This window comes from Streptomyces sp. NPDC001315 (assembly GCF_042896175.1).
In the GTDB taxonomy this organism is placed as follows: Bacteria; Actinomycetota; Actinomycetes; order Streptomycetales; family Streptomycetaceae; genus Streptomyces.
In genome coordinates, this window is sequence record NZ_JBIAWZ010000009.1 from 42,727 (window position 1) to 64,490 (window position 21,764).

The 21,764-nt window shown below is 70.6% G+C and carries 20 protein-coding genes; 13 read left to right on the forward strand and 7 right to left on the reverse strand.

Annotation, left to right across the window (positions count from 1 at the left end; genetic code table 11):
* Positions 1-173: 173 nt before the first annotated feature.
* A complete protein-coding gene (locus ACFY16_RS24375; RefSeq protein WP_390649289.1) occupies positions 174-1,535 on the forward strand; it encodes a phosphoribosyltransferase family protein in 1,362 nt (453 codons plus the stop codon).
* Between the two features lie 88 nt (positions 1,536-1,623).
* Entirely contained in the window at positions 1,624-2,745 is a 1,122-nt protein-coding gene (locus tag ACFY16_RS24380) for a CapA family protein (RefSeq protein ID WP_390649290.1), read from the forward strand.
* 87 nt (positions 2,746-2,832) lie between these two features.
* Here ACFY16_RS24380 and polX read toward each other — a convergent pair whose 3' ends face one another.
* Positions 2,833-4,560 carry a DNA polymerase/3'-5' exonuclease PolX gene (gene polX, locus ACFY16_RS24385; RefSeq protein ID WP_390649291.1) on the reverse strand — a complete coding sequence of 576 codons (1,728 nt, stop codon included), beginning with the start codon at positions 4,558-4,560 and terminating at the stop codon, positions 2,833-2,835.
* Positions 4,561-4,597: 37 nt separating this feature from the next.
* Here polX and ACFY16_RS24390 point away from each other — a divergent pair, with 37 nt between their 5' ends.
* The gene (locus ACFY16_RS24390) at positions 4,598-4,759 is read left to right on the forward strand and encodes a hypothetical protein (protein ID WP_390649292.1); all 162 of its coding nucleotides are present in this window, start codon (positions 4,598-4,600) and stop codon (positions 4,757-4,759) included.
* 84 nt (positions 4,760-4,843) lie between these two features.
* Here ACFY16_RS24390 and ACFY16_RS24395 read toward each other — a convergent pair whose 3' ends face one another.
* Positions 4,844-5,743: an SDR family NAD(P)-dependent oxidoreductase gene (locus ACFY16_RS24395; protein WP_390649493.1), complete on the reverse strand. Its 900-nt coding sequence runs from the start codon at positions 5,741-5,743 to the stop codon at positions 4,844-4,846.
* Positions 5,744-5,971: 228 nt separating this feature from the next.
* Here ACFY16_RS24395 and ACFY16_RS24400 point away from each other — a divergent pair, with 228 nt between their 5' ends.
* Complete coding sequence (locus ACFY16_RS24400) at positions 5,972-6,865, forward strand: helix-turn-helix transcriptional regulator (RefSeq protein WP_390649293.1); 894 nt, start codon at positions 5,972-5,974, stop codon at positions 6,863-6,865.
* Between the two features lie 79 nt (positions 6,866-6,944).
* Here the strand turns inward: ACFY16_RS24400 and ACFY16_RS24405 are convergent, their stop codons facing one another.
* The 4 genes from ACFY16_RS24405 to ACFY16_RS24420 form a co-directional block, all read right to left on the reverse strand.
* Positions 6,945-7,970, reverse strand: coding sequence for an alcohol dehydrogenase (locus ACFY16_RS24405; protein WP_390649294.1), 1,026 nt, complete (start codon positions 7,968-7,970; stop codon positions 6,945-6,947).
* Positions 7,971-8,123: 153 nt separating this feature from the next.
* The gene (locus ACFY16_RS24410) at positions 8,124-8,846 is read right to left on the reverse strand and encodes a potassium channel family protein (RefSeq protein ID WP_390649295.1); all 723 of its coding nucleotides are present in this window, start codon (positions 8,844-8,846) and stop codon (positions 8,124-8,126) included.
* Positions 8,839-10,203 (reverse strand): TrkH family potassium uptake protein, encoded by a 1,365-nt coding sequence (locus ACFY16_RS24415; protein WP_390649296.1) that lies wholly within the window; start codon positions 10,201-10,203, stop codon positions 8,839-8,841. Before ACFY16_RS24415 ends, ACFY16_RS24410 begins: the two co-directional genes overlap by 8 nt.
* Before the next feature lie 250 nt (positions 10,204-10,453).
* Positions 10,454-10,987 carry a GNAT family N-acetyltransferase gene (locus ACFY16_RS24420; protein ID WP_390649297.1) on the reverse strand — a complete coding sequence of 178 codons (534 nt, stop codon included), beginning with the start codon at positions 10,985-10,987 and terminating at the stop codon, positions 10,454-10,456.
* Between the two features lie 267 nt (positions 10,988-11,254).
* On the opposite strand from ACFY16_RS24420, the gene ACFY16_RS24425 reads away from it, so the two are divergent.
* The 6 genes from ACFY16_RS24425 (at position 11,255) to ACFY16_RS24450 (ending at position 18,623) form a co-directional block, all read left to right on the forward strand.
* Positions 11,255-12,454 (forward strand): CaiB/BaiF CoA transferase family protein, encoded by a 1,200-nt coding sequence (locus ACFY16_RS24425; protein WP_390649298.1) that lies wholly within the window; start codon positions 11,255-11,257, stop codon positions 12,452-12,454.
* Positions 12,455-12,509: 55 nt separating this feature from the next.
* The gene (locus ACFY16_RS24430) at positions 12,510-13,676 is read left to right on the forward strand and encodes an acyl-CoA dehydrogenase family protein (protein WP_390649299.1); all 1,167 of its coding nucleotides are present in this window, start codon (positions 12,510-12,512) and stop codon (positions 13,674-13,676) included.
* Between the two features lie 399 nt (positions 13,677-14,075).
* Positions 14,076-15,959: a molecular chaperone DnaK gene (gene dnaK, locus ACFY16_RS24435; protein WP_390649300.1), complete on the forward strand. Its 1,884-nt coding sequence runs from the start codon at positions 14,076-14,078 to the stop codon at positions 15,957-15,959.
* Entirely contained in the window at positions 15,959-16,585 is a 627-nt protein-coding gene (gene grpE / locus ACFY16_RS24440; RefSeq protein WP_390649301.1) for a nucleotide exchange factor GrpE, read from the forward strand. The genes dnaK and grpE overlap by 1 nt, the downstream gene beginning before the upstream one ends.
* Positions 16,586-16,617: 32 nt before the next feature.
* Complete coding sequence (locus ACFY16_RS24445; protein ID WP_390649302.1) at positions 16,618-17,154, forward strand: GNAT family N-acetyltransferase; 537 nt, start codon at positions 16,618-16,620, stop codon at positions 17,152-17,154.
* Between the two features lie 440 nt (positions 17,155-17,594).
* Positions 17,595-18,623: an alpha/beta fold hydrolase gene (locus tag ACFY16_RS24450; protein ID WP_390649303.1), complete on the forward strand. Its 1,029-nt coding sequence runs from the start codon at positions 17,595-17,597 to the stop codon at positions 18,621-18,623.
* A 363-nt stretch (positions 18,624-18,986) separates the two neighbouring features.
* Here ACFY16_RS24450 and ACFY16_RS24455 read toward each other — a convergent pair whose 3' ends face one another.
* Positions 18,987-19,307 carry a hypothetical protein gene (locus tag ACFY16_RS24455; protein WP_390649304.1) on the reverse strand — a complete coding sequence of 107 codons (321 nt, stop codon included), beginning with the start codon at positions 19,305-19,307 and terminating at the stop codon, positions 18,987-18,989.
* Between the two features lie 503 nt (positions 19,308-19,810).
* Here ACFY16_RS24455 and ACFY16_RS24460 point away from each other — a divergent pair.
* From ACFY16_RS24460 to ACFY16_RS24470, 3 genes are all read left to right on the forward strand, one after another.
* Positions 19,811-20,035, forward strand: coding sequence for a twin-arginine translocase TatA/TatE family subunit (locus ACFY16_RS24460; RefSeq protein WP_390649305.1), 225 nt, complete (start codon positions 19,811-19,813; stop codon positions 20,033-20,035).
* A gap of 321 nt (positions 20,036-20,356) precedes the next feature.
* Positions 20,357-20,794: a BlaI/MecI/CopY family transcriptional regulator gene (locus ACFY16_RS24465; protein ID WP_390649306.1), complete on the forward strand. Its 438-nt coding sequence runs from the start codon at positions 20,357-20,359 to the stop codon at positions 20,792-20,794.
* 3 nt (positions 20,795-20,797) lie between these two features.
* Entirely contained in the window at positions 20,798-21,736 is a 939-nt protein-coding gene (locus ACFY16_RS24470; RefSeq protein ID WP_390649307.1) for a M56 family metallopeptidase, read from the forward strand.
* Positions 21,737-21,764: the final 28 nt, after the last annotated feature.

Genomic DNA, 21,764 nt, shown 5'->3' on the forward strand with positions numbered 1-21,764 from the left:
CCGTGTTCGTCCGCTTCCAGCCGAGCCGCGGCGCCGCGAGCCGCTCCGGGTCGGAGGCCCCGCGGGAGGTGGCGGGCTGCGGCCGCGCATGTGCCCCCGCATTGGAGGCACAGTGGAAGCACAGTCCTTCGACTGGCCGTTTTGATCTCCTCCTGTATGAGGAGGGCCGCATCATGCTGCTCATGGATCGCCTCGACGCGGGACGGCAGCTGGCCGCCCGTCTGACACACCTCAGAGGTGAGGAGGCGGTGGTACTGGGACTTCCGCGAGGTGGGGTTCCGGTCGCTGCGGAGGTCGCCAAGGCGCTGGGCGCACCCCTGGACGTGTGCCTGGTGCGGAAGCTGGGGGTGCCCTATCAGCCGGAGCTCGGTATGGGAGCCATCGGCGAGGACGGCGTACGCGTGATCAACGACGACGTGGTGCGCAGCGCCCACGCCTCACCGGACGACATCTCGCGGGTCGAGGCCCGTGAGCGCCAGGAGCTGGAGCGCAGGGCCCGACGATACCGGGGCGACCGTGAACCGGCCGCGCTGGAGGGGCGGACGGCGGTGGTGGTCGACGACGGTCTGGCGACGGGGTCGACCGCGCGGGCGGCCTGCCGGATCGTCCGGGCCCGCGGGGCTGCGCGGATCGTGCTGGCCGTGCCCGTGGCACCGGCGGACTGGACGGCCCGGCTGGGCGGGGAGGCGGACGAACTGGTCTGCCTGCACACCCCCATGCCCTTCTACGCGATCAGCCAGTTCTACGCCGACTTCGCCCAGGTCGACGACGGCGAGGTCGTCGCCTGTCTGGAACAGGCCGCGACTGCCCGCCGGAGGCAGGGTGCCCGCGCCACGACGGGAGACCGGCATGCCGCGACCGGAGGCCGGGGCGCCTGGACCGGTGACCAGGAGGTCGAGGTGCGGGCCGGTGCCATGCTCCTGCGCGGCCGGTTGACGGTGCCCGACGCCGCGACCGGCGTGGTGGTGTTCGCGCACGGCAGCGGTAGCAGCCGGCACAGCCCGCGCAACCGGTCGGTCGCAGCCGGGCTGAATCGCGCGGGCCTCGGCACGTTGCTGTTCGACCTGCTCACGGAGGAGGAGGAGACCGACCGGGCCAACGTCTTCGACACCGGACTGCTGGCCCACCGGCTCGCGGACGCCACCGGCTGGCTGCGCGGACGGCCCGAGACCGAAGGGCTCGCCGTGGGGTACTTCGGCGCGAGCACCGGCGCGGCCGCCGCGCTGGGCGCCGCCGTGGAGCGAGGCGAGGAGATCGCCGCAGTCGTCTCCCGGGGCGGCAGGCCCGATCTGGCCGGGCCGTGGCTGCCCTCGGTGACGGCGCCCACGCTGCTGATCGTCGGCGGCAGCGACTCGCAGGTACTCGAGCTCAACCGTCAGGCCCAGGCCCGGCTGCACTGTGAGAACCGGCTCGCCGTCGTCCCCGGCGCGACGCATCTCTTCGAGGAGCCCGGCGCCCTGGAGGCCGTCACGGACCTGGCCAGGGACTGGTTCACCGACCATCTCACCCCCGCCCCGCAGATGGCCGGGCGCTGAACGCGTGCCACGGGTCCCTGCCCTCTGTCCGGCAGCGGGCAGGGACCCGTGGCTCGGGAGGAACACGCGCGGAAAGCCTGGGAGGAACATGCGCGAAGACACCGTCACCCTGTTCCTCTGCGGCGACGTCATGCTCGGTCGCGGCGTGGACCAGATCCTCCCGCACCCCGGTGACCCAGCGCTGCGCGAGGACTGGATCCGCGATGCCCGTGCCTATGTCGAGCTGGCCGAGGAGGCGAACGGCCCGATTTCCCGACCGGTCGAATTCTCCTGGCCCTGGGGCGACGCCCTGCCCCTGCTCGAAGAAGCCGCCCCGGACGTCCGCGTGGTCAATCTGGAGACCAGCGTGACGCGGGACGGTACGTTCGCCCCCGGCAAGGGCGTCCACTACCGGATGAACCCTGCCAACCTTCCGTGCCTGGTCACCGCCCGCCCCGACGTATGCGTCCTGGCCAACAACCACGTCCTGGACTTCGGACGACGCGGACTCGAAGAGACGCTCGACAGCCTGGCAGGGGCGGGCCTGAGGACGGCCGGCGCCGGTCGCGACGCGGACGAGGCCGGGCGGCCCGCGGTCGTACCGCTCAGCGGCGGCCGCCGGGTCCTGGTCTTCTCCTTCGGGATGCCCTCGAGCGGCATCCCGCGCAACTGGGCCGCGACCGAGGACCGGCCGGGCGTGGACTTCGTGGCTGAGCCGTCGGCCGCCGCCGCGGACGTGATCAACGGGCGCATACGGCAGGTGAAACGCCCCGGGGACATCGCGGTCGCCTCGATCCACTGGGGCCCCAACTGGGGCTACGACGTCTCCGGCGGCGAGGTGGGCTTCGCGCACGCACTCGTGGACGGCGGCGCGGACCTCGTACACGGGCATTCCTCGCACCACCCCCGTCCGCTGGAGGTGTACCGGGGGCGGCTCGTCCTCTACGGCTGCGGCGACTTCATCGACGACTACGAGGGCATCGGCGGCTTCGAGCGATACCGGGACGATCTCCGGCCGCTCGTCCTGGTCTCGCTGGAACCGGAAACGGGCAGAACAGTGGGGGTGCGGATCGTGCCGCTGCAGGCCCGGCGGATGCGGTTGCAGCGTGCATCGGCCGACGACTGCGAGTGGCTGCGGGCCGTCCTCGACCGGATCGGCCGTGACTTCGGCTCCCACGTCGAGGGCGGGGCGGACGGCACGCTCGCACTGCGGTGGTCGGCCGAGCGGTGATCGCGCGCACGTCGTGACGGTAGGGCTTCGTGATCGTCGGGGGCTTCGTGACCGTCGGGACGACGAAGGCAGTCACGGGGTCCGGCCTCAGGCGGCCCGTCCCCCGCGCAGGAACCGGCGGAGCCGTCCCAGTGGCCAGGTGTTGATCACGTCGTCCCTGGTGAGCCACCCGCGCTGTGCCGTGCCGACCCCGTAGCGCAGATACGCGAGATGCAGGACCGAGTGGGCGTCGGTGTCGATCGCGAACTTCGTGCCGTACTGCCTGGCGCGCAGGATGTCCTCGTCGCTCAGGTCCAGGCGGTCCGGCTGGGCGTTGACCTCCAGTGCGGTGCCGGTCCGGGCGCAGGCGGCGAACACCTCGTCGAACTCCGCGTCGATGCCCGGCCTTCTGCCGATCAGGCGTGTGGTCGGGTGGCCGATGATGTTGACGTGCGGGTTCTCGCAGGCCCGCACCAGCCGCCGGGTCATCGCTGCCCGGCTCAGCCCGAAGTGCGAGTGCACCGCGGCCACACAGAGATCGAAGCCATCGAGGAAATCGTCGGGCCAGTCCAGCTCCCCGTCCGGACCGATGTTGAGCTCGGTGCCGTGCAACAGCCGCATCCTGTGGTGCGCGCCGTCGAGTTCCCGCAGCAGCCGGCGCTGGGCCAGGATCTTCTCGTCGGTCATGCGCTGCATGTACAGGTTCGGGGCGTGGTCGGTGACCGCGTAGTACGCGTAACCGCGCTCGGCGGCCGCGCGAACCATGTCCTCCAGCGGGGCCAGTCCGTCGGTGAGGTCGGTGTGCGTGTGCAGATCACCGCGGATGTCCTTTTCCTCCACGACCTGGGGCAGCTCACCGCGCATCCCGGCCTGGACCTCGCCCCGGTCCTCGCGCAGAGTGGGCGGGATCCACGGCAGGCCGAGACGCGCGTACACCTCCTCCTCGGAGCGGGAAGCGGTCCGCTTGCCGCTCTCCGTGTCGAACAGCCCGTACTCCGAGAGCTTCAGTCCCCGCCGCACGGCGATCGTGCGAGTGCGGATGTTGTGCGCCTTCGAGCCGGTGAAGTACTGCAGCCCGGCGCCCCATGAGTCGGGCGGCAGCACCCTGAGATCGATCTGGAGCCCCTTCACGGTGCGGACGGACGTCTTCTTCGCGCCGTGGGCGATGACGTCGGCGGTGGACGGGAGCGCGCTGAGCGCGTCCATGAACGGAGCCGACCGCTCGGCTGCCACAAGGATGTCGATGTCACCGATGGTCTCCCGCATGCGGCGCAGCGACCCCGCGTATGTGCAGCTCTCGCAGCCGGTCAGCCGGGAGAGCTCGGCGACGATGTCCTCGGCCGACTTCATGGCCATGTCCAGGAGGATGCGGTCGCCCGCCTGCTGAAGGAGGGCGATGCCGTGCAGTATGTTCTGCTCGGTCTTCTCCCCGAAACCTCTCAGATCGCGCAGTTTCTCGGCTCGGATGGCGTCGGCCAGCTCATCGACGGACGAGATGTGCAGGTCCTCGTAGAGCGTCATGGCCTTCTTGGGACCGAGAGTGGGGATGGTGATCAGCTCCCGCACCCCGGCGGGGATCCTCGCCCGCGTCTCCTCCACGACCGTGATGCCGCCGGTGCGGAAGTACTCGACGACCTTCTCGGCGATCGACTTGCCCACGCCCGGAATCTCCCGCAGCTCCTTGGCATCGAGGCGGGAGACGTCGGCGGGGTGACCGCCGATCGCGCGGGCAGCCTTCTCGTAGACGCGTGCTTTGAACGCATCGCCGTGGGTGATCGCGATGAGGTCCGCGTACTCCCGCAGGAGCGCCTCGACCTCCTCGTTGGGCCGGGCCACGTCTCCAGGTTAAGACCGCCCTGCCTTTTCGCCGGGGGTGAGCGGGCCCGTCCCCTTGGTCTTCACCCTCGATCTGCGGGTGATGGGTGGCCAGTTGTGCCTGTTCGGCGGCGGTGCCTCCGGCACGAGGACCGTCGTCGAGCCGTACGGCGCTTCCGTGGAGGTCGGATGCCTGGACAGCGTCGGCGTCGACACCTAGGGGCTCTTCCTCGGCAACGAGATCTGTCTGCCGGCTTGCCCGGCCCACTGCGACGGACCACCCATGCACTCCGAGCTGGAAGGTTCAACGGGCCAGGAGGTCCGTGGAGAGGCGCCACAGGTGGGCGGCCTTGTCCGGGGCGAGGGCGTGGGCGGCAACGCCACGGCGTACTCCGGGCCGGTGAGGGCCGGCTTCCCGGCAGTCCTCGAAGTAGCGGCCGGTCACCCCCTCGACGAGAGGTGAGGCGGCGAGCAGCACGGAGGTGGCCGCGCCTTGAACGATGTTCTTCCATGAGACGTCCGTGCTGTCGGGCTCGAACGTGGCAGGCGCGACGTCCAGGCCCCCGTTCATATGCCGGCCGAGCTTGGTACCGGTGATCCGGCCCGGATTCAGGGCGTTGACGGCGATGTTCTGCGGTGCCCAGCGTCGGGCCGCCTCAACGGCGAACAGCACGTTCGCGGTCTTGGACTGGCTGTAGGCCGCCCAGGGGTCGTACGGACGGCGCTCGAAGCCCGGATCGTCGAAAATGACCTCGCCGTTGACGTGGCCGACCGAGCTGACCACCACCACCCGGGCGTCGGCGGCTGCCGCCAGCGCGTCGTGCAGACCGGTCGCCAGGGCGAAGTGACCGAGATGGTTGGTGGCGAACTGCAGTTCCCAGCCTTCGGGGGTGCGCCGCTCGGGAGTGGCCATGATCCCGGCGTTGTTCACCAGGATGTGCAGCGCGCCCTGCCAGGCGGTGACGAAGTCCGCCACGGACGCACGGACGGCCAGGTCCAGCGGCGCGACCAGCACGCGGCTGTTGCCGGTGCCGGCGGTGATGTCGTGGGCCGTGGCCTCGCCCGCCTCGAGGTCGCGCACGGCGAGGGTCACCTCGGCGCCGGCGGCGGCCAGCGCGCGGGCGGTCTCCACGCCGATGCCGGAGGCGGCTCCGGTGACGATCGCGCGGCGCCCGGTGAGATCCACGCCGGCCACGACCTCCATGGCGGTGGACGTGGCTCCGAAGGGGGTGGTGACGAGTGTCCTGTCTGTCACGGCACGTGCCTTTCTGTGGTGTCCGGCCTCCGCGGATCGGAGGACGGATTGCTCACTTCCCAGGCAAGCACCGAAAGGCGCAGGTCACAGCGGCATAAGGGGGACGGACGGTACGGGGGTGCGGCAGTACCCCTTTGGGTCGCCCCGATGCCGAGGGCCGGACGTACCGTGAAGGGCATGAACACCTCTGCGCCCGGACCGGGTGACAACACCGAGCTGCGGGAGTTCCTGCGCTCGCGCCGGGCGCGCGTCACGCCGGACGAGGCCGGACTGGCCCCGTCGGGGACCGTCCGCCGGGTGCCGGGGCTGCGGCGGGAGGAGGTCGCCCAATTGGCCGGGGTCAGCGTGGACTACTACGTGCGACTGGAACGCGGCCGACAGACCAACATGTCCGAAGCCGTACTCGACGCCATCGCCCGCGCGCTGCGCCTCACCGGTGACGAACGTGAGCATCTCTTCGCCCTCGCCAAGCCCGTGCGCAACCGCCCCCGCGTGCTGCCGCCGCAACGGGTGCGCCCAGCCCTGTACCGGATCCTGGAGACCCTGACCGAGACGCCGGCCCTGATCATCGGCCGCCGCACGGACGTGCTGGCCGCCAACAAGCCGGCCCGCGCGCTCTACATCGACTTCGAGGCCCTGCCGCGGCGAGAGCGGAACCTGGCCCGTTTCACCTTCCTCGACGACAGGGCCCGCTCCCTCTACGCCGACTGGGAAGCGGTGGCACACGCCGCCGTGGCCGCACTGCACCTGTACGCCGGCAGGCACCCGTACGATCCGCAGCTCGCCGAGCTGATCGGCGATCTGTCACTGCGGGACGCGGACTTCCGCCGCTGGTGGGCCGACCACGACGTGCGACGCCGCACCCATGGCGCGAAGCACTTTCACCATCCGCTCGTCGGCGACCTCCACCTCGACTACGAGGCCCTGGCCGTCACGGCCGACCCGGACCAGGTCCTCGGCATCTACACCGCGGAGCCCGGGTCACCGTCAGCGGCGGCGCTTCGACTCCTGGCCGACTGGACCAGCGAACCCGACGGAGTACGCAGCCCCGCCACCTCAAGATCGGCCTGACGCCCGCAGGCTCGGCGGTGACTGCGGTATCGCGCTCGGGGCGCTCATCGGGGCGAAGGTCGCCGAGACCGACGGCACGTCAGCGGGTGATGAGCACCATCCGGAAGCGGGCGGCGCCGGACAGCATCTTCTGGTACGCCTCGGTTGCCTGCTCCAGCGGTACTGCCTCGACCATCGGGCGGATTCCGTGCAGGGCACTGAACGCCATGGTGTCCTGGACGTCCTGCGCTGTGCCGGACGGGTGGCCGCGGACGACCTTGCCCCGCATGAGCAGCTGGACCGGGCTGATCGCGAGTGGGTCGGGAGCCGCACCGATGACCACGAGCTCGCCGCGGTGCGACAGCCCGTCCGTGGTCGCCGCGATGGCATCGGAGCTCCCGGCGGTGGCCAGGACGACCTTGGCGCCGCCGAGGGACTGCAGCGCCTCCGCGACGGTCGTGGCTGCCGTGCTGTCGACGTAGTGGTGAGCCCCGAGTTGCTTGGCGAAGTCGGCCTTGTCGGCTCCGCGGGCGATCGCGACGGTCTCAAAGCCCATGGCCGCCGCGTATTTGACGCCCAGATGGCCAAGGCCGCCGATGCCGAGTACGGCAACCAGATCGCCGGGCTGGGCGGAGCTGCGCCGCAGCCCGTTGTACGTGGTCACCCCGGCGCAGCCCAAGGGTGCCGCATCCGCGGACGTGAGCGCGTCAGGAATACGGGCCAGCGCGTCGGCGGGCGCGACCACCGACTCGGCGAAGCCCCCGTCGTACGTCCATCCCGGAACCTTCAGGTTCTCGCACACGATGAAGTCGCCCTGCCTGCAGGGTTTGCAGTGGCCGCAGCTGCCGCCGAACCAGCCCACCGCCACCCGGTCTCCCACCTGCCAGCCGAGAGACTGTGTTCCCTCGCCGAGCTCTTCGATGCGACCGGCGATCTCATGACCGGGGACCACGGGAAACTCGACGCCGGGCAGCAGGGCGTCCACGAAGAACGTGTCGCTGTGGCAGACGCCGCAGGCCTCCACGGCGATACGTACGTGGCCGGGGCCCGGCTGCGGCACCTCGCGCTCGACGATGTCGAACGGCCCGCCGGCGGTGGCCGCCTGCGCGACTCGGTAGGTGTTCATCTGCTCTCCCCGGACTCGGGTCAGATGGCGCCCCTCTGCCAGCAAACCAGCTGCGGCGCGATCACGCATGCCGAAGAGACGCCGGGCGGACAGCGGTACCGAGGTCCCCGATGCCGATCAGGAACCCTCGGCGTGGGCTTCGACGCCGGGGCGTCACTCCAGCTCTGCGAAGGTCTCCACGGCCTGCGTCCTGCCGGTGACGATGACGACGTCACCGGGCTCGACGACCGTCTCGGCGGTGGCGTGAGTGAAGTCGGCACCGGGGCGTTTGATGCCGACGACGGTCACCCCGTAGGTGCTGCGGACCCGGCTCTCGCCGAGCGGCACCCCTCCGACGAACTTCGGGGCGAGCGTCTTGACCAGGGCGTAGTCGCTGTCGAACGTGATGAAGTCCAGCATCCGGCCGGTGACCAGGTGGGCCACGCGCTCGCCCATGTCGTGCTCGGGCAGGACGACATGGTGGGCGCCGACACGCTTCAGGATCTGGCCGTGCTGCCGGGTGTTGGCCCGGGCCCAGATGTTGGGGACACCGGCGTCGACGAGGTTGGAGGTGGCCAGGATGCTGGCTTCCAGGTCGCTGCCGATGCCGACCACCGCCCGGGAGAACTGGCCGACGCCGAGCTGCTCCAGGGCATGGGGGTCGGTGCAGTCGGCGGCCGCGGCGTGAGTCAGTTCGTCGCCGGTCTTCTGCACGACGCCGGGGTCGGCATCGATGCCGAGTACGTCCCAGCCGCGCCGCATCAGCTCCAGTGCCAGGGAGTGGCCGAAACGGCCGAGACCGATGACGGCGACTCTGGAGTCACGGGCCGGGCGACGCTCGGCAGCGGAGCGCCGACGCCGGATTCGGCGAAGGATCTTGAAGCGGTCGTCAGCCAATGACAGGTCGCTCCTCGGGCAGGGCGTAGCGGCGGTCACGCACCCGGAGCGCGAGTGCGCCGGCGAGAGTGATCGAGCCGACGCGTCCGACGAACATCAGAACGATGACGGTGAGTTGGCCGGTGGCGGGAAGGCCGCGGGTGATACCGGTGCTCAGACCGACCGTGCCGAAGGCGGAGACGACCTCGAACAGGACCGCCTCGGGCCGATCAGCGGTGACGGTGAGCAGAAGCAGCGTGCCGGACATGACGACAGCCACGCCCAGCAGGGCCACGGTGAGGGCCTGGCGCAGCGCGGCTGCGGAGATCCGGCGGCCCATGATGTCCACAGCGGTGTGCCCGCGGATCTCGGCCAGGATCGCCGCTCCCAGTACCGCGAAGGTGGTCACCTTGATGCCGCCGGCGGTGCCCGCGCTGCCGCCTCCGATGAACATCAGCACGCAGATGCCCAGCAGGGTGGCCGGTCGCATGGCGGCGGTGTCGACGGTGTTGAAGCCCGCGGTACGCGCACTGGCCGCGGCGAAGAACCCGTTGAGCACCTTGTCCCCTGACCCCATGGGGCCGAGCGTCCGGGAGTTGCTCCACTCCAGCAGGCAGGTCATCAGGGTGCCGACGGCGAGCAGAACCGCGGAGGTGGCGAGGGTGAGCCGGGTGTGCAGGGACCAGCGCCGCCGGGCGCCGCCACGTACCCGCGCGCGGTGGTGCAGCAGTTCCAGCAGCACGGGAAAGCCGAGAGCGCCGAGCGTGCAGGCGGCGGCGATCGGCAGGACGATCCAGGGGTCGTGCGCATAGCTGACGAGGTTGTCGTCGCGCAGAGCGAATCCGGCGTTGTTGAAGGCGGAGATTCCGTAGAAGACCCCTTGGTGGACGGCGTTTCCGGCCGCCAGTCCAAGACCGAAGCGGAACCGTGCCGCCAGCACGGCGGCCGTGGCGAACTCGATGGCGAGTGTCGTGCCTGCGATGCCCAGGACCACCCGGCGGATGTCGCCGCCGCCGAGGCCTCCGGTCTCCGCCTGCGTGGTGAGCTGCGCCCGCAACCGCAGCCGGCCGGAAACGACCAGGGCCAGCAGTGAGGCGAGCGTCGTGATGCCGAACCCGCCGACCTGGATCAACGCCAGGACCACACCCTCGCCGAAGGCGGTCCAATGGCTGCCGGTGCCCACGACGGACAGGCCGCCACTGACCGCTCCGGTGGAGGTGAACAGGGCGATCAGTACATCCGTGTGCCTGCCGGGCTCGGTCGCGGCCGGCACGGTCAGCAGGGCCGCGCCCACGAGGACGACGAACGCGAAGGCCAGGACGATACCGCGGGAGGGGTGGCGGGCCAGCCGGGACCAGCGGGCCCGAGTCGTCCCCACGGCCACCGGCCACCTCCCGATATCCCCACGCCACATCCCGGCCGTGCCCGTCAGCCGGCGTGGCGGTCAACGAGGCCATGCTGCACAGCATCCCTGTCGGAACGGGCGTACGGCACGCGACACGGCGTTGTCCGCGTCGCCGGCCGCTGAACAGGGCGATTCCGCTGCCGCGGGCCCTTCCTCGGTCTGCTCGCCGGTAGGGGAGACGCCGGACACCGGCTGATGCCGGGTTCTGATCGGGCGGCCGGTCCTACCCCTGGTACTCGGTGAGGTCGATCCCGTACACGCGCAGGTCATAGCCGTGAACCGGGTGCTGCACGGTGCCTTCCGCCTGCAGGCCGAGCTTCCCGAGCACGTTCGCGGACGCGGTGTCGCCGGTGCGGCACAGGGCGGTGACCCGGTCGATGCCGCGGTCCTGCAGCGCGAACTCCAGCGCGGCATGGGCGGCTTCGGACGCGTATCCCTGGCCCCAGAACGCCCGCCCGAGGCGCCAGCCGATCGCCACTTGGCCGGCGATGTCGGCCGGAGCGTCCGCAACGTACAGGCCGACCGCGCCGGCCAGTTCCCCGGACCCGAGGAGTTCGACCGCGAAGATCCCGAAACCCTCCTCGTCCCACTCCTCCTCCCACGCCTCGATGTCCTCGGCGGTGTCCTCCAAGGAGCGTGGCGCACCGTCGCCGATCCATCGCATCACCGCCGGATCGGCCTGGATCTCGGACAAGGGGACAAGGTCGTCGTCCAGCCATCGGCGCAGGACAAGACGGGGGGTGCGGATCTCACTCATGGCCCCATCCTGCCTATGGCGCGCCGTGAGCGCGAATGGCGGTGCCGTTCTCGCCGTCCGGGCTCACGCGAGGGTCACCGCGGCGGTGGCGTGCCGGGCTTCGCGGTGGGTGGCGATGCGCAGGCCGGCGTGCCCGTCGGAGAGCGTGCCGTCGGCGAGGAGGTGCTCGCCCACGATGGTGCCATCAAGATTTGCTATTTCACTCAGGCTGTCATGAACACCCATGATGTTACGCGGCGGGTCGAGCCCAGTCCTGGAGGCCAACGCATGACCGAGCACCCCGAAACCCTGCCCCTGTCCGGCATCACCGTCGTGAGTGTCGAGCAGGCGGTGGCGGCCCCCTTCGCCACCCGCCAACTGGCCGACCTCGGAGCCAGGGTGATCAAGGTGGAGCGTCCGGGGGGCGGTGACTTCGCCCGCCGGTACGACACGACCGTGCACGGCGAGTCCAGCTACTTCGTCTGGCTCAACCGGTCGAAGGAGTCCCTGACCCTCGACCTGAAGTCGGAGCGAGGTCGGCAGATCCTGGAACAACTCCTCGTCCGAGCCGACGTGTTCGTGCAGAACCTGGCGCCCGGGGCTGCCGCGAGGATGGGCCTGGGGGCGGACGCGCTGCGCGAGCGTTTCCCGTCGTTGATCCCCTGCTCGATCTCGGGCTACGGCTCCACCGGCCCCTGGGCCGACCGCAAGGCGTACGACCTGCTGGTGCAGTGCCAGACCGGGCTGGTCTCGCTCACCGGGAGCCCGGACGAGCCCGCCCGCGTGGGGATCTCCGTCGCCGACATCGCCGCCGGCATGTACGCGTACTCCGGCGTCCTCACCGCCCTGCTCACCCGGGCGACCACGGGTATCGCCCGGTCGGTCGAGGTCTCGCTGTTCGAGGCGCTCGCCGAGTGGATGGGCCAGCCTGCGTACTACACCCGCTTCGGCGGCAGCCAACCTCCGCGGGTCGGCACCCAGCACGCCACGATCGCCCCGTACGGCGCCTATGCCTGCGCCGACGGCAAGGACGTCCTGTTCTCCATCCAGAACGAGCGTGAGTGGGCCGCCCTGTGTGAGCGTTTCCTCGAAGCCCCCGGCCTCGTCGCCGACCCGCGCTTCGCCACCGGCTCCGCCCGCGTGGCCCACCGCGACGAACTCGACGCCATCGTGGCCGAACGCTTCGCCGAGTCGCACAGCGACGAGGTGATGAAGGCGCTGGACGAGGCGGGCATCGCCAACGCCGGGGTCAACGACATCGAGAACTTCCTGGCCCATCCTGTGCTCAGCGCCCGGGACCGGTGGCGTGACGTGCCGATTCCCGGAGGCGTGGCGGTGCCGGCCCTGGTTCCGCCGGCGGACCTGGCAGGCGTGACACCCCGCATGGACGCCGTCCCGGCCGCGGGCGAGCACACCGAACCCGTCCTTGCCGAACTGGGCTACGGCCCGGCTGAGATCGAGGCCCTACGAGCCGACCGAGTCCTCTGACGCCGGCCTTGCTTTGGTCACTCTGGTCACTTCGGCGCTTTGGGAGCAACACAGCATGAGCACTCTCGACATCCTGTCCGAGGACGAGCAGTTCATCGTCAGGACCGTGCACGACTTCGTCGACAAGGAGGTCAGGCCGGTCGTCCGGGAGCTGGAGCACTCCAACACCTACCCCGAAGCACTGATCGAGCAGATGAAACAGCTCGGCATCTTCGGTCTCGCCGTCCCCGAGGAGTACGGCGGCACGCCCGTCTCCACCCCCTGCTATGTCCTGATCACCGAGGAGCTGGCGCGCGGCTGGATGAGCCTGGCGGGTGCGATGGGCGGGCACACGGTGGTCGGCAAGCTGCTGCTGCGGTTCGGCACGGAGGAGCAGAAGCGGCGTTGTCTGCCGAGGATGGCCACCGGTGAGGTCCGGGCGACCATGGCGCTGACCGAGCCGGGCGGCGGCTCCGACCTCCAGGCCATGCGCACGGTCGCCCGCAGGGACGCCGACGGCTATGTGGTCAACGGGTCGAAGACCTGGATCACCAACTCCCGCCGGTCCGGCCTGATCGCCCTGCTGTGCAAGACCGACCCGGACGCCACCCCCGCCCACAAGGGCATCTCCATCCTGCTCGTCGAGCACGGTCCCGGGCTGACGGTCTCCCGTGACCTGCCCAAGCTCGGCTACAAGGGCGTGGAGAGCTGCGAGTTGTCCTTCGAGGACCACCGGGCGTCCGCCGACGCCGTACTGGGCGGCGTGGAGGGCAAGGGTTTCGCGCAGATGATGAAGGGCCTGGAGACCGGCCGCCTCCAGGTCGCCGCCCGAGCCCTCGGTGTCGGCCGGGCGGCCCTGGAGGACGCGCTCGCCTACGCCCAGGAGCGGGAGTCGTTCGGCAAGCCGATCTGGCAGCACCAGTCCATCGGCAACTACCTGGCCGACATGGCGACTTCGCTGACCGCGGCCCGCCAGCTCACCCTGTACGCCGCTCGTGAGGCCGACGCCGGACGCCGGGTGGACATGGAAGCCGGCATGGCGAAGCTGTTCGCGTCCGAGACCGCCATGCAGATCGCGCTCAACGCGGTCCGGATCCACGGGGGTTACGGATATTCGACCGAGTTCGACGTGGAGCGCTACTTCCGAGACGCCCCGCTGATGATCGTCGGCGAGGGCACCAACGAGATCCAGCGCAACGTCATCGCGAGCCAGCTGGTCAAGCGAGGAGGACTCGACGCGTGAAGATCGTCACCTGCGTGGACGCCGTGCTCCGGGGGTTCGGTGCGCGGGACGCGGTGTGCAGGATGCGGTGTGTGGTGTGCGGCCGGATTCCAGTAGGACCGGGTCCCTCGCGGTTTCGTCGACGGTGACCCCGAATCCGGGACCCTGTGGAACCGCTATGTGTCCGTCGACGACCGCGACATGGCCGGCCGGGCTCCGGAAGCCGGGCACGAACCGGACCCCGACCCTCAAGGAAGTCGACCGGTCCCTCGACTTCTTCGCGACGGCGCTCACCGGCTGACCGGTCGCCTTTCTTGACAATTCAGGGTATTGGTTCCTATTCATATTCTTAGCGAGGTTTGCTCCATATCCCCAGGTGGGAGCGCCCTGGGGAGCAGGACACGGCTGGAGGAGAGGACCATGGCACGGGCAGTGGGAATCGACCTCGGTACGACGAACTCGGTGGTCAGCGTGCTGGAGGGCGGCGAGCCCACGGTTGTCACCAACACGGAGGGTTCGCGGACCACCCCCTCAGTGGTCGCCTTCGCCAAGAGCGGCGAGGTGCTGGTCGGTGAGGTGGCCAAGCGGCAGGCCGTCACCAACGTGGAACGCACCGTGCGCTCGGTCAAGCGTCACATGGGCGAGGCACAGTGGCGCTTCCCCGACACGGGGAACATCGACGGCAAGCGGTACACGGCGCAGGAGATCTCCGCGCGCGTGCTGCAGAAACTCAAGCGGGACGCGGAGGCGTACCTGGGCGAGGACGTCACGGACGCCGTCATCACCGTTCCGGCGTACTTCAATGACGCGCAGCGCACCGCGACCAAGGAGGCGGGGGAGATCGCCGGGCTGAAGGTCTTGCGGATCATCAACGAGCCGACGGCCGCGGCGCTCGCGTACGGCTTGGACAAGGAGAACGACCAGACGGTTCTGGTGTTCGACCTCGGTGGCGGCACGTTCGACGTGTCCCTCCTCGAGATCGGCGAGGGCGTGGTCGAGGTCAAGGCCACCAACGGCGATACGCACCTGGGCGGTGACGACTGGGACGAGCGGATCGTCGACCACCTGGCCAAGCAGTTCCAGAACAAGTACGGCGTCGACCTCGCCAGGGACAAGATGGCCGTCCAGCGGCTGCGGGAGGCCGCCGAGCGGGCGAAGGTCGAGCTGTCGTCGTCCTCGGAGACCACGGTCAATCTGCCCTACGTCACCGCGTCGCCCGAGGGCCCGCTGCACCTGGACGAGAAGCTCACACGCGCCCAGTTCCAGCAACTGACGGCGGATCTGCTGGAGCGTTGCAAGGGCCCGTTCCACAACGCGATCAAGGATGCCGGGATCAAGTTGTCCGACATCAGTCACGTCATCCTGGTCGGCGGTTCCACACGGATGCCGGCGGTGACCGATCTGGTGCGGGAGCTGACCGGCAAGGACCCGCACAAAGGCGTGAACCCGGACGAGGTCGTGGCCGTGGGTGCTGCTCTGCAGGCCGGTGTCCTCAAGGGTGAGGTCAAGGACGTCCTGCTCCTCGACGTGACCCCGCTGTCCCTCGGTATCGAGACCAAGGGCGGCATCATGACGAGGCTCATCGAGCGGAACACGACGATCCCGACCAAGCGGTCCGAGATCTTCACCACCGCCGAGGACAACCAGCCGTCCGTGCAGATCCAGGTCTACCAGGGCGAGCGCGACATGGCGGTGTACAACAAGCGGCTCGGGATGTTCGAGCTGACCGGTCTGCCGCCGGCCCCGCGCGGTGTCCCGCAGATCGAGGTCGCCTTCGACATCGACGCCAACGGCATCATGCACGTCACGGCCAAGGACCTCGGCACGGGCAGGGAACAGCGCATGACCGTCACCGGCGGCTCGGCTCTGCCGAAGCAGGACATCGACCGCATGATGCGCGAGGCTGAGCAGCACGCCGAGGAGGACCGGCGCCGCCGTGAGGCCGCCGAGACCCGCAACCAGGCGGAGCAGGTCGCGTACCAGACCGAACGGCTGCTCGCTGACAACGCCGACAAGATCCCCACGGATGTCAGGAGCGAGGTGGAAGCCGCCCTGTCGCAGCTGAAGGAGACCCTCAAGGCAGAGCACGGCGACGACGACACTGTTGCCCTGCGCGAGGCGACCGAGAAGGTGATGGCGGCGGCTCAGAAGGTCGGCACCGCGATGTACGCGCAGGCGCAGGGCCAGGGAAGCACCGCCACCGGCGGTGCGGGCGGTGCCACGGCGGCAGGTGACGCAGGCGAGGACGAGGACGTGGTGGACGCGGAAATCGTCGATGACGACAAGCGGCAGGAGGATGCGTGATGACCCGCCCCGGCGAACCCCACCGGTCCTGTGCGCGCCCGCTGGTGATCGTCGGGAGCGACTGTCGGCAACCGGGCGCAACCCTGGAGCCTCGACGCCGCGGCGACATCGAGCCTGCTCGGCAGCCCGCCGCGGCCCCTGCCGAGGCCGATCTGCTGCGGACCCGGTTGCGTGAGCGGACGGCGGACCTGCAACGGCTGCAAGCGGAGTACGACAACTACCGTAAGCGGGTCCGCCGCGATCGCCGCGCCGTGGGCGAGATCGCGGTGGCCAACGTGCTCACCGGCCTCCTCCCCGTCCTCGACGCCCTGGACGAGGCCCGCGCCCACGGTGTGGTCACCGGCGGCTTCCGGCTTGTCGCAGACGTACTGGAGACCGAACTGGCGTCCCTGGGCCTGGAGGCCTTCGGCGCAGCGGGAGATCCCTTCGACCCCGCCCTGTACGAGGCGGTCTCCTGCACCCGCGCCGACCACGTCGAACGACCCACGTGCAGCACGATCCTCCGCCCCGGCTACCGAGTCGGCGACCAACTGCTGCGCCCCGCACTGGCAGAGGTCACCGAACCGCCGGCCGACCAGCCGGCCGGGACGTCTCCGACAATTCGTCTTGCCAGGCCCCGACCTTGACTGGCGTGAGTGGCCGCGGTGATGCTCGGCTGATGGAGCAGGGGACCATAGACGCGGGATGGTTGCGACTGCGGCCGTTCACCAAGGCGGACATCGGATGGGTGCACCAGGTGTCACTCGACCCCGACATGCGGCGATTCGTGCAGCTGCCATCCCCGTACCGCGTCGAACACGCCGAGTTCTTCGTCGACGTGCTGGCCACACAGGGATGGGTGGGCGGCCGACGTGCCGAGTTCCTGGCCGAAGACACGGCTTCAGGAGCACGCTTGGGCCGAGTCGGCCTCGGCCTCGGAAACGGCGGGCAGGCCGGACTCGGCTACTGGGTCGACCCGTCGGCCCGCGGGCGCGGGGTGGCCACCACGGCGGTGGAAGCGGTGTGCCGCTGGGCCTTCCGCGTTCTTGGACTGGAGCTGATCGAGTGGCGTGCCGAGGTGGGCAACCATGCGTCGCGTCGCGTGGCGGAGAAGGCAGGGTTCCGCGTGGAAGCCGTGCTGCGCCGACGGCTGGTCCACCGCGGGCAGCGGGTGGACGCCTGGGTGGGCTCGCTCCTGGCGGACGAGGCACAGTGAGGCTGGACCTCAGCCGTTTCGCGGCCACAGCACCAAATGCGCCCAATCATCACCGGGGCCCGGGCCGCTGCGTGCGTGGCCGCTGTGAAGGTGACGCGGCTGTCACCCCGTCGGCGGACTCGCAGGAAGCAAGTATGTCCATGCCCGAGCATGTGCACGTCTGCATCACCGGGGACTGGGAGTCACCGACAGCGGTGAGCTCGTGGGGCACTCCTGCCTGCTGTTCCGGGGCCACCTGGACCAAGATCTGACAGTCGGCTTCTCGGCCCGCGCAACCCCGGCAATCGACCGAGCGATGCAGGACCTGGGTGAGCAGGCGCAGGGAGTGCGGATGCGCGAGATATGAGGCGCTCATAAGCTGTGTTCATCCTATGCGGATGCATATGTGCTGTCTGTCGCTCCGCGGCTCCGAGCACGCGAAGCGTGTGAGGTGTCGGACTATGGCCTGGGTATCTGCTCTGCTCTCCGCTGCCGACCGAGGCGGTCGCGCCGGGCAGGCGTTGGCCGGTCTGCGGGTGTTGCTGGACCGGCTGATGCCGCGACGGGAGCCCGCCGCCGCGCCGGACGGTGAGCGGGGGCACGTTGTCGTCGAGCCGTCAGCGGCGTGGTTCGTTCAGGGGCGGGCGGCCGACTTCGGGCCGGTCACGGTGGCCTACGAGCGACAGGGGACCGGGGAGCCGGTGGTCCTGCTGCACGGCCTGGGATGCCACCGGCGGACCTGGGATGCGGTGGTGCCGCAGCTGACCCGGCAGCGGGAGATCATCGCGATGGATCTGCCAGGCTTCGGGCAGTCCCCCGATCTTGACCCCGGTGTGCCCCGCGACCTGGAGACGGCCGTGTCCTGGCTGGGCTCGGTGTTCACCGCGCTGGGTGTGGAGCGGCCACATGTGGTGGGCCACTCCCTGGGCGGGCTGATCGCGCTGCGCCTGGGGCAAGCCGGACTGGCGGGCAGCGTGACCGCGCTGGCCCCGGCGGGCTTCTGGACGCCTGCCGAGCGACGGTACACCTACGCTCTGCTGACCGCGGCCCACCAGGGCGTGCGCCTGCTGCCGGACAGGGCTCTGGAGGTCTTCGTCCGCACCCTGCCCGCCCGCGCCGTCCTGACGGGCACCCTGTACGGGCAGTCCAGCCTGTGCCCACCGCCGGCCGCGGCCGCCGTCCTGCGCATGCTGCGCGACTCGGCCGCGTTCAAGGCCACCTTGCGGGCCGGCCGTGCGCCGAACCTGTTCTCCGGCGACATCCCGGATGTGCCGGTCACCATCGCCTGGGGCACCCGGGACCGGCTCCTGCCGCCGAGGCAGGCAGCCCGGGCCCGCGCCATGATCCCGGACGCTCGCCTGGTGCCGCTGCCCGACTGCGGTCACGTCCCCATGCTGGACGCGCCCGAACTGGTCGCCCGAGTCATCCTGCGGGCCACCGACCCCCAGGAGCGGGGACCGGGGCGGCGCGTGGCCCCGGACAAGCGGTGAAAGGTACGCGGTGGGCAGCCGCCGCGTCGCGGTCCGGGCACCACGGCCTTCGGCCGCAACTCCCCGACGTCGCCCACGAGTTCGGGATCCGCCGCCCGGGACCGACAGGGCCCGCCCCGACGCCCGCAGCGAGGTCGACCGTGTCACCACCAGGAACGCGATTCTCCGCGGCCGGACTCGGGAGCTGAACGATCAGCTCAAGCAGGCATCCGTACAGGCGTAGCCCAACCACCGGCCGGCGCCAGGTCGTGAACAGCTTGTCAACCTTGACCTGGTGATGTGACATGCTCCTCGGGCTGCAGCCACGGGGCACGCTCCGGTACACCGGGGGCGGAGGCGTCGCGATCGGTTCCATTCGGCTCCTTACCGCTCGGGCTGGGCCACCACCGGGTCGCCGCCCGGGGGTCGGGGCGCCGCGCGGCGACGGACGCCCAGCGGGCTGAGTTCGAAGACCAGCCGTCCCAGTGCAACGAGGGCGCCCTGCCCGAAGACGAGAATCAGCCATGCCCCGTCGTCCCAGTACCAGTTGTCGGTCCAGGGTCGTGTGATCGCCAGCGTCGCGACGATATGAGAGACGGCGATGACGATGCCCGTCCGCCGCTGCCGGGGGCACAGAAGGGGCAGCATCGCCCAGAGCGCGGAGACCAGGACCAGCCAGGGGGCGACAAAGGCCAGACCGAACATGACGGACCTCGATATCGGTAGGGAGCGCAGAGTGGCTACCGTCGCAGCGGCGAGCCGGCGGTACCAGCCCGGCGGAATATCGGCCGGATCACGATGTGGTCTGGGCGGACGACCGGTCACGTGCGCGGGCACTTACCGGATTCGAATCGAGCGCGACGCGCTCGAGCCGGCCGAGCTCGCCGAGGTCAGTGCCCTGATCGAGGTCCCGGTGGCGGCCGCCTGCACCTGGCGGGCGGCATCGTGCTGACCGTGGCAACCGGGCTGCGTCGGCTGGCGGGACTCCGCCGGGTGCTGTGAGCTGTGCCGGCGCGGTACGTGCGAGGGAGATCCTGGTCGGTGGGGGTGGGCCGTGGCGGCGGCCGTACGTGGCCGGGATCAGTCGGGCCGGAAGTCGGGCTTGTTGAGCGAGCACACTCCAGGAGAGACTTCTACAGCACTGTAGATGATGGTGCGCCACAGGTACGTCCTGTCGGTCGCCGACCGCCCGAAAGAGAGCAGACCTGATGTTCGGCTTGAGTGAGCTTGCCTTGATCCTCCTCGTCGTCGTGGTGGTCCTTGGGGTCAAGAAGCTGCCGGAGCTGACACGATCAGCAGGCAAGGCGGCCCGGATCTTCAAGAGTGAAGCCAAGGCGCTCAAGGAGCAGGACTCGCCCGAGGCGCATGCCGGGCCGGGGCGAGTCGTCGCCGGGACGGTGGTCGAGCGGGACGAGCCCGCGGCACGTTCCTGACCGGGCAGGACACATACGCGGTCCGAGCCGGCCGTCCAGGCTGCCGTGCCGACGAGGCGGCCGGTCTCGTCGCGGAAGACGGCGACTGCGGCCCGGCGGCGGTGCAGAAGGTCGATCGCGTCGGGGACGGCGGCTTCCTCGGCCGGCTCGGGAACGACAGGGCCGCGACGAATGGGCCGCGACGAATGGGCCCGGCGTTGAATCTACAGCAGTGTAGGAGACGACGAGGGTGGGGCGGCCCCATCTCACTACGATGGGGCGGTGGTTGAGCGCTTACCGGGTGGGAGGGCGCAGAGCACGGCAGGTCAGGGAGGCGGCAGCGTGGGCAGGCAGGACAAGAGCGGTGGTCCGGGGGCGGACACGCCTGCTCGTCGGCGTGGTCAGGGCGAACTGGAGGCTCAGGTGCTGTCCGCCCTGCACGAGGCGCCGGGGCCGGTCACGGCGGGCTGGGTGCGCGAGCGCCTGGGCGGCAACCTCGCCTACACCACCGTCATCACCATCCTGACCCGTCTCCAGGCCAAGGGCGTGGTCACACGTGAACGGGCCGGCCGGTCCTTCACCTGGACTGCCCGCTCGGACGAGGCGGGCCTGGCCGCGCACCGCATGCGCCGTGTCCTGGATGGCGAGGCCGACCGCGAGGCCGTCCTGGCGAGCTTCGTCTCCGGTCTGCCTCCGCAGGACGAGGAGCTGCTGCGCAAGCTCCTCCAGGAGACGGAAGGCGGCGACGGGCCCGGGTGCCGAGAGGGCCAGGAGAGCTGACCCATGGGCGTGTTCGTCTTTCTGCCACTTGTCCTGCCCCTGACCGCGTGGCCCATCGCGCGGCTGGCCGAACACCGCCTGCATCCGCGCCTGGCGACCCGTCTGCTGTCCGCCGTCGCCGCCGTCCTGGGCCTGTGCAGCAGCCTGTGCCTGGGACTGCTGGCGATCGTCGGCACCGCCCAACTCCCGGGCAACCCGCTGCCGGATGCCTGGGCCGATCCGGAGGTACGGGCGGCCGTGCCGCACGACGAGGTGGTCGGCAAGGGCGCGGTAGCCGTCCTCGCCGCCGCGGCCGCCGCCTGCGCGGCCCTGCTGCTGCGCCACCGCAGGGTGCGCCGCCGCACCGCACGGGCACTGCGCGGACTGCCCGCCACCCAGGTCGCCGTCCTCCCTGACGACATCCCGTACGCCCACACCCTCCCCGGGCGCGGGGAGACGGGCCGGATCCTGGTCTCCACCGGGATGCTGACCGGCCTCACCTCCCACGAGCGGCGCGTCCTGTTCGCCCACGAACGCGCCCACCTCACCGGCCACCACCACCGCTACCTGCTGTTCGCCGGGCTCGCGGCGCGGGCGAACCCGTTCCTGCGCCCGCTGCGCACCGCCGTCGCCTGCACCGTGGAGCGCTGGGCGGACGAGGAGGCGGCCGCAGCCGTAGGCGACCGCCGGACCACCGCCCGCGCGATCGCCAAGGCCGCCCTCATCTCCCGCCCGGCGCCCGCCCCCACACTGGCCGGTCTGGCCGCCGTACCGGGACCGGTACCGCGCCGGGTGACCGCCCTGCTCGGGCCCGCCCCGGCCACGCGCACCTGGCCGCCGATGTTCACATCCGTGGGCATGGCCGCCTGGACCGCTGCCGCAGGCGCCGCGCTGTCCGCGCTGTCCTCGGCGAACTCCGCGGTGACGATGTTCCTGATCCTCAAGGCGGCGACCCCGCTGTAGGGCGGCTCGCGCGGCCCAAGCCTCGGAC

Coding starts and splice junctions, on each gene's coding strand:
- ACFY16_RS24375 (WP_390649289.1), top strand. CDS start 174: ATGCTGCTCATGGATCGCCTCGACGCGGGACGGCAGCTGGCCGCCCGT.
- ACFY16_RS24380 (WP_390649290.1), top strand. CDS start 1,624: ATGCGCGAAGACACCGTCACCCTGTTCCTCTGCGGCGACGTCATGCTC.
- ACFY16_RS24395 (WP_390649493.1), bottom strand. CDS start 5,743: ATGGAGGTCGTGGCCGGCGTGGATCTCACCGGGCGCCGCGCGATCGTC.
- ACFY16_RS24400 (WP_390649293.1), top strand. CDS start 5,972: ATGAACACCTCTGCGCCCGGACCGGGTGACAACACCGAGCTGCGGGAG.
- ACFY16_RS24405 (WP_390649294.1), bottom strand. CDS start 7,970: ATGAACACCTACCGAGTCGCGCAGGCGGCCACCGCCGGCGGGCCGTTC.
- ACFY16_RS24420 (WP_390649297.1), bottom strand. CDS start 10,987: ATGAGTGAGATCCGCACCCCCCGTCTTGTCCTGCGCCGATGGCTGGAC.
- ACFY16_RS24425 (WP_390649298.1), top strand. CDS start 11,255: ATGACCGAGCACCCCGAAACCCTGCCCCTGTCCGGCATCACCGTCGTG.
- ACFY16_RS24430 (WP_390649299.1), top strand. CDS start 12,510: ATGAGCACTCTCGACATCCTGTCCGAGGACGAGCAGTTCATCGTCAGG.
- dnaK (WP_390649300.1), top strand. CDS start 14,076: ATGGCACGGGCAGTGGGAATCGACCTCGGTACGACGAACTCGGTGGTC.
- grpE (WP_390649301.1), top strand. CDS start 15,959: ATGACCCGCCCCGGCGAACCCCACCGGTCCTGTGCGCGCCCGCTGGTG.
- ACFY16_RS24445 (WP_390649302.1), top strand. CDS start 16,618: ATGGAGCAGGGGACCATAGACGCGGGATGGTTGCGACTGCGGCCGTTC.
- ACFY16_RS24450 (WP_390649303.1), top strand. CDS start 17,595: ATGGCCTGGGTATCTGCTCTGCTCTCCGCTGCCGACCGAGGCGGTCGC.
- ACFY16_RS24455 (WP_390649304.1), bottom strand. CDS start 19,307: ATGTTCGGTCTGGCCTTTGTCGCCCCCTGGCTGGTCCTGGTCTCCGCG.
- ACFY16_RS24460 (WP_390649305.1), top strand. CDS start 19,811: ATGTTCGGCTTGAGTGAGCTTGCCTTGATCCTCCTCGTCGTCGTGGTG.
- ACFY16_RS24470 (WP_390649307.1), top strand. CDS start 20,798: ATGGGCGTGTTCGTCTTTCTGCCACTTGTCCTGCCCCTGACCGCGTGG.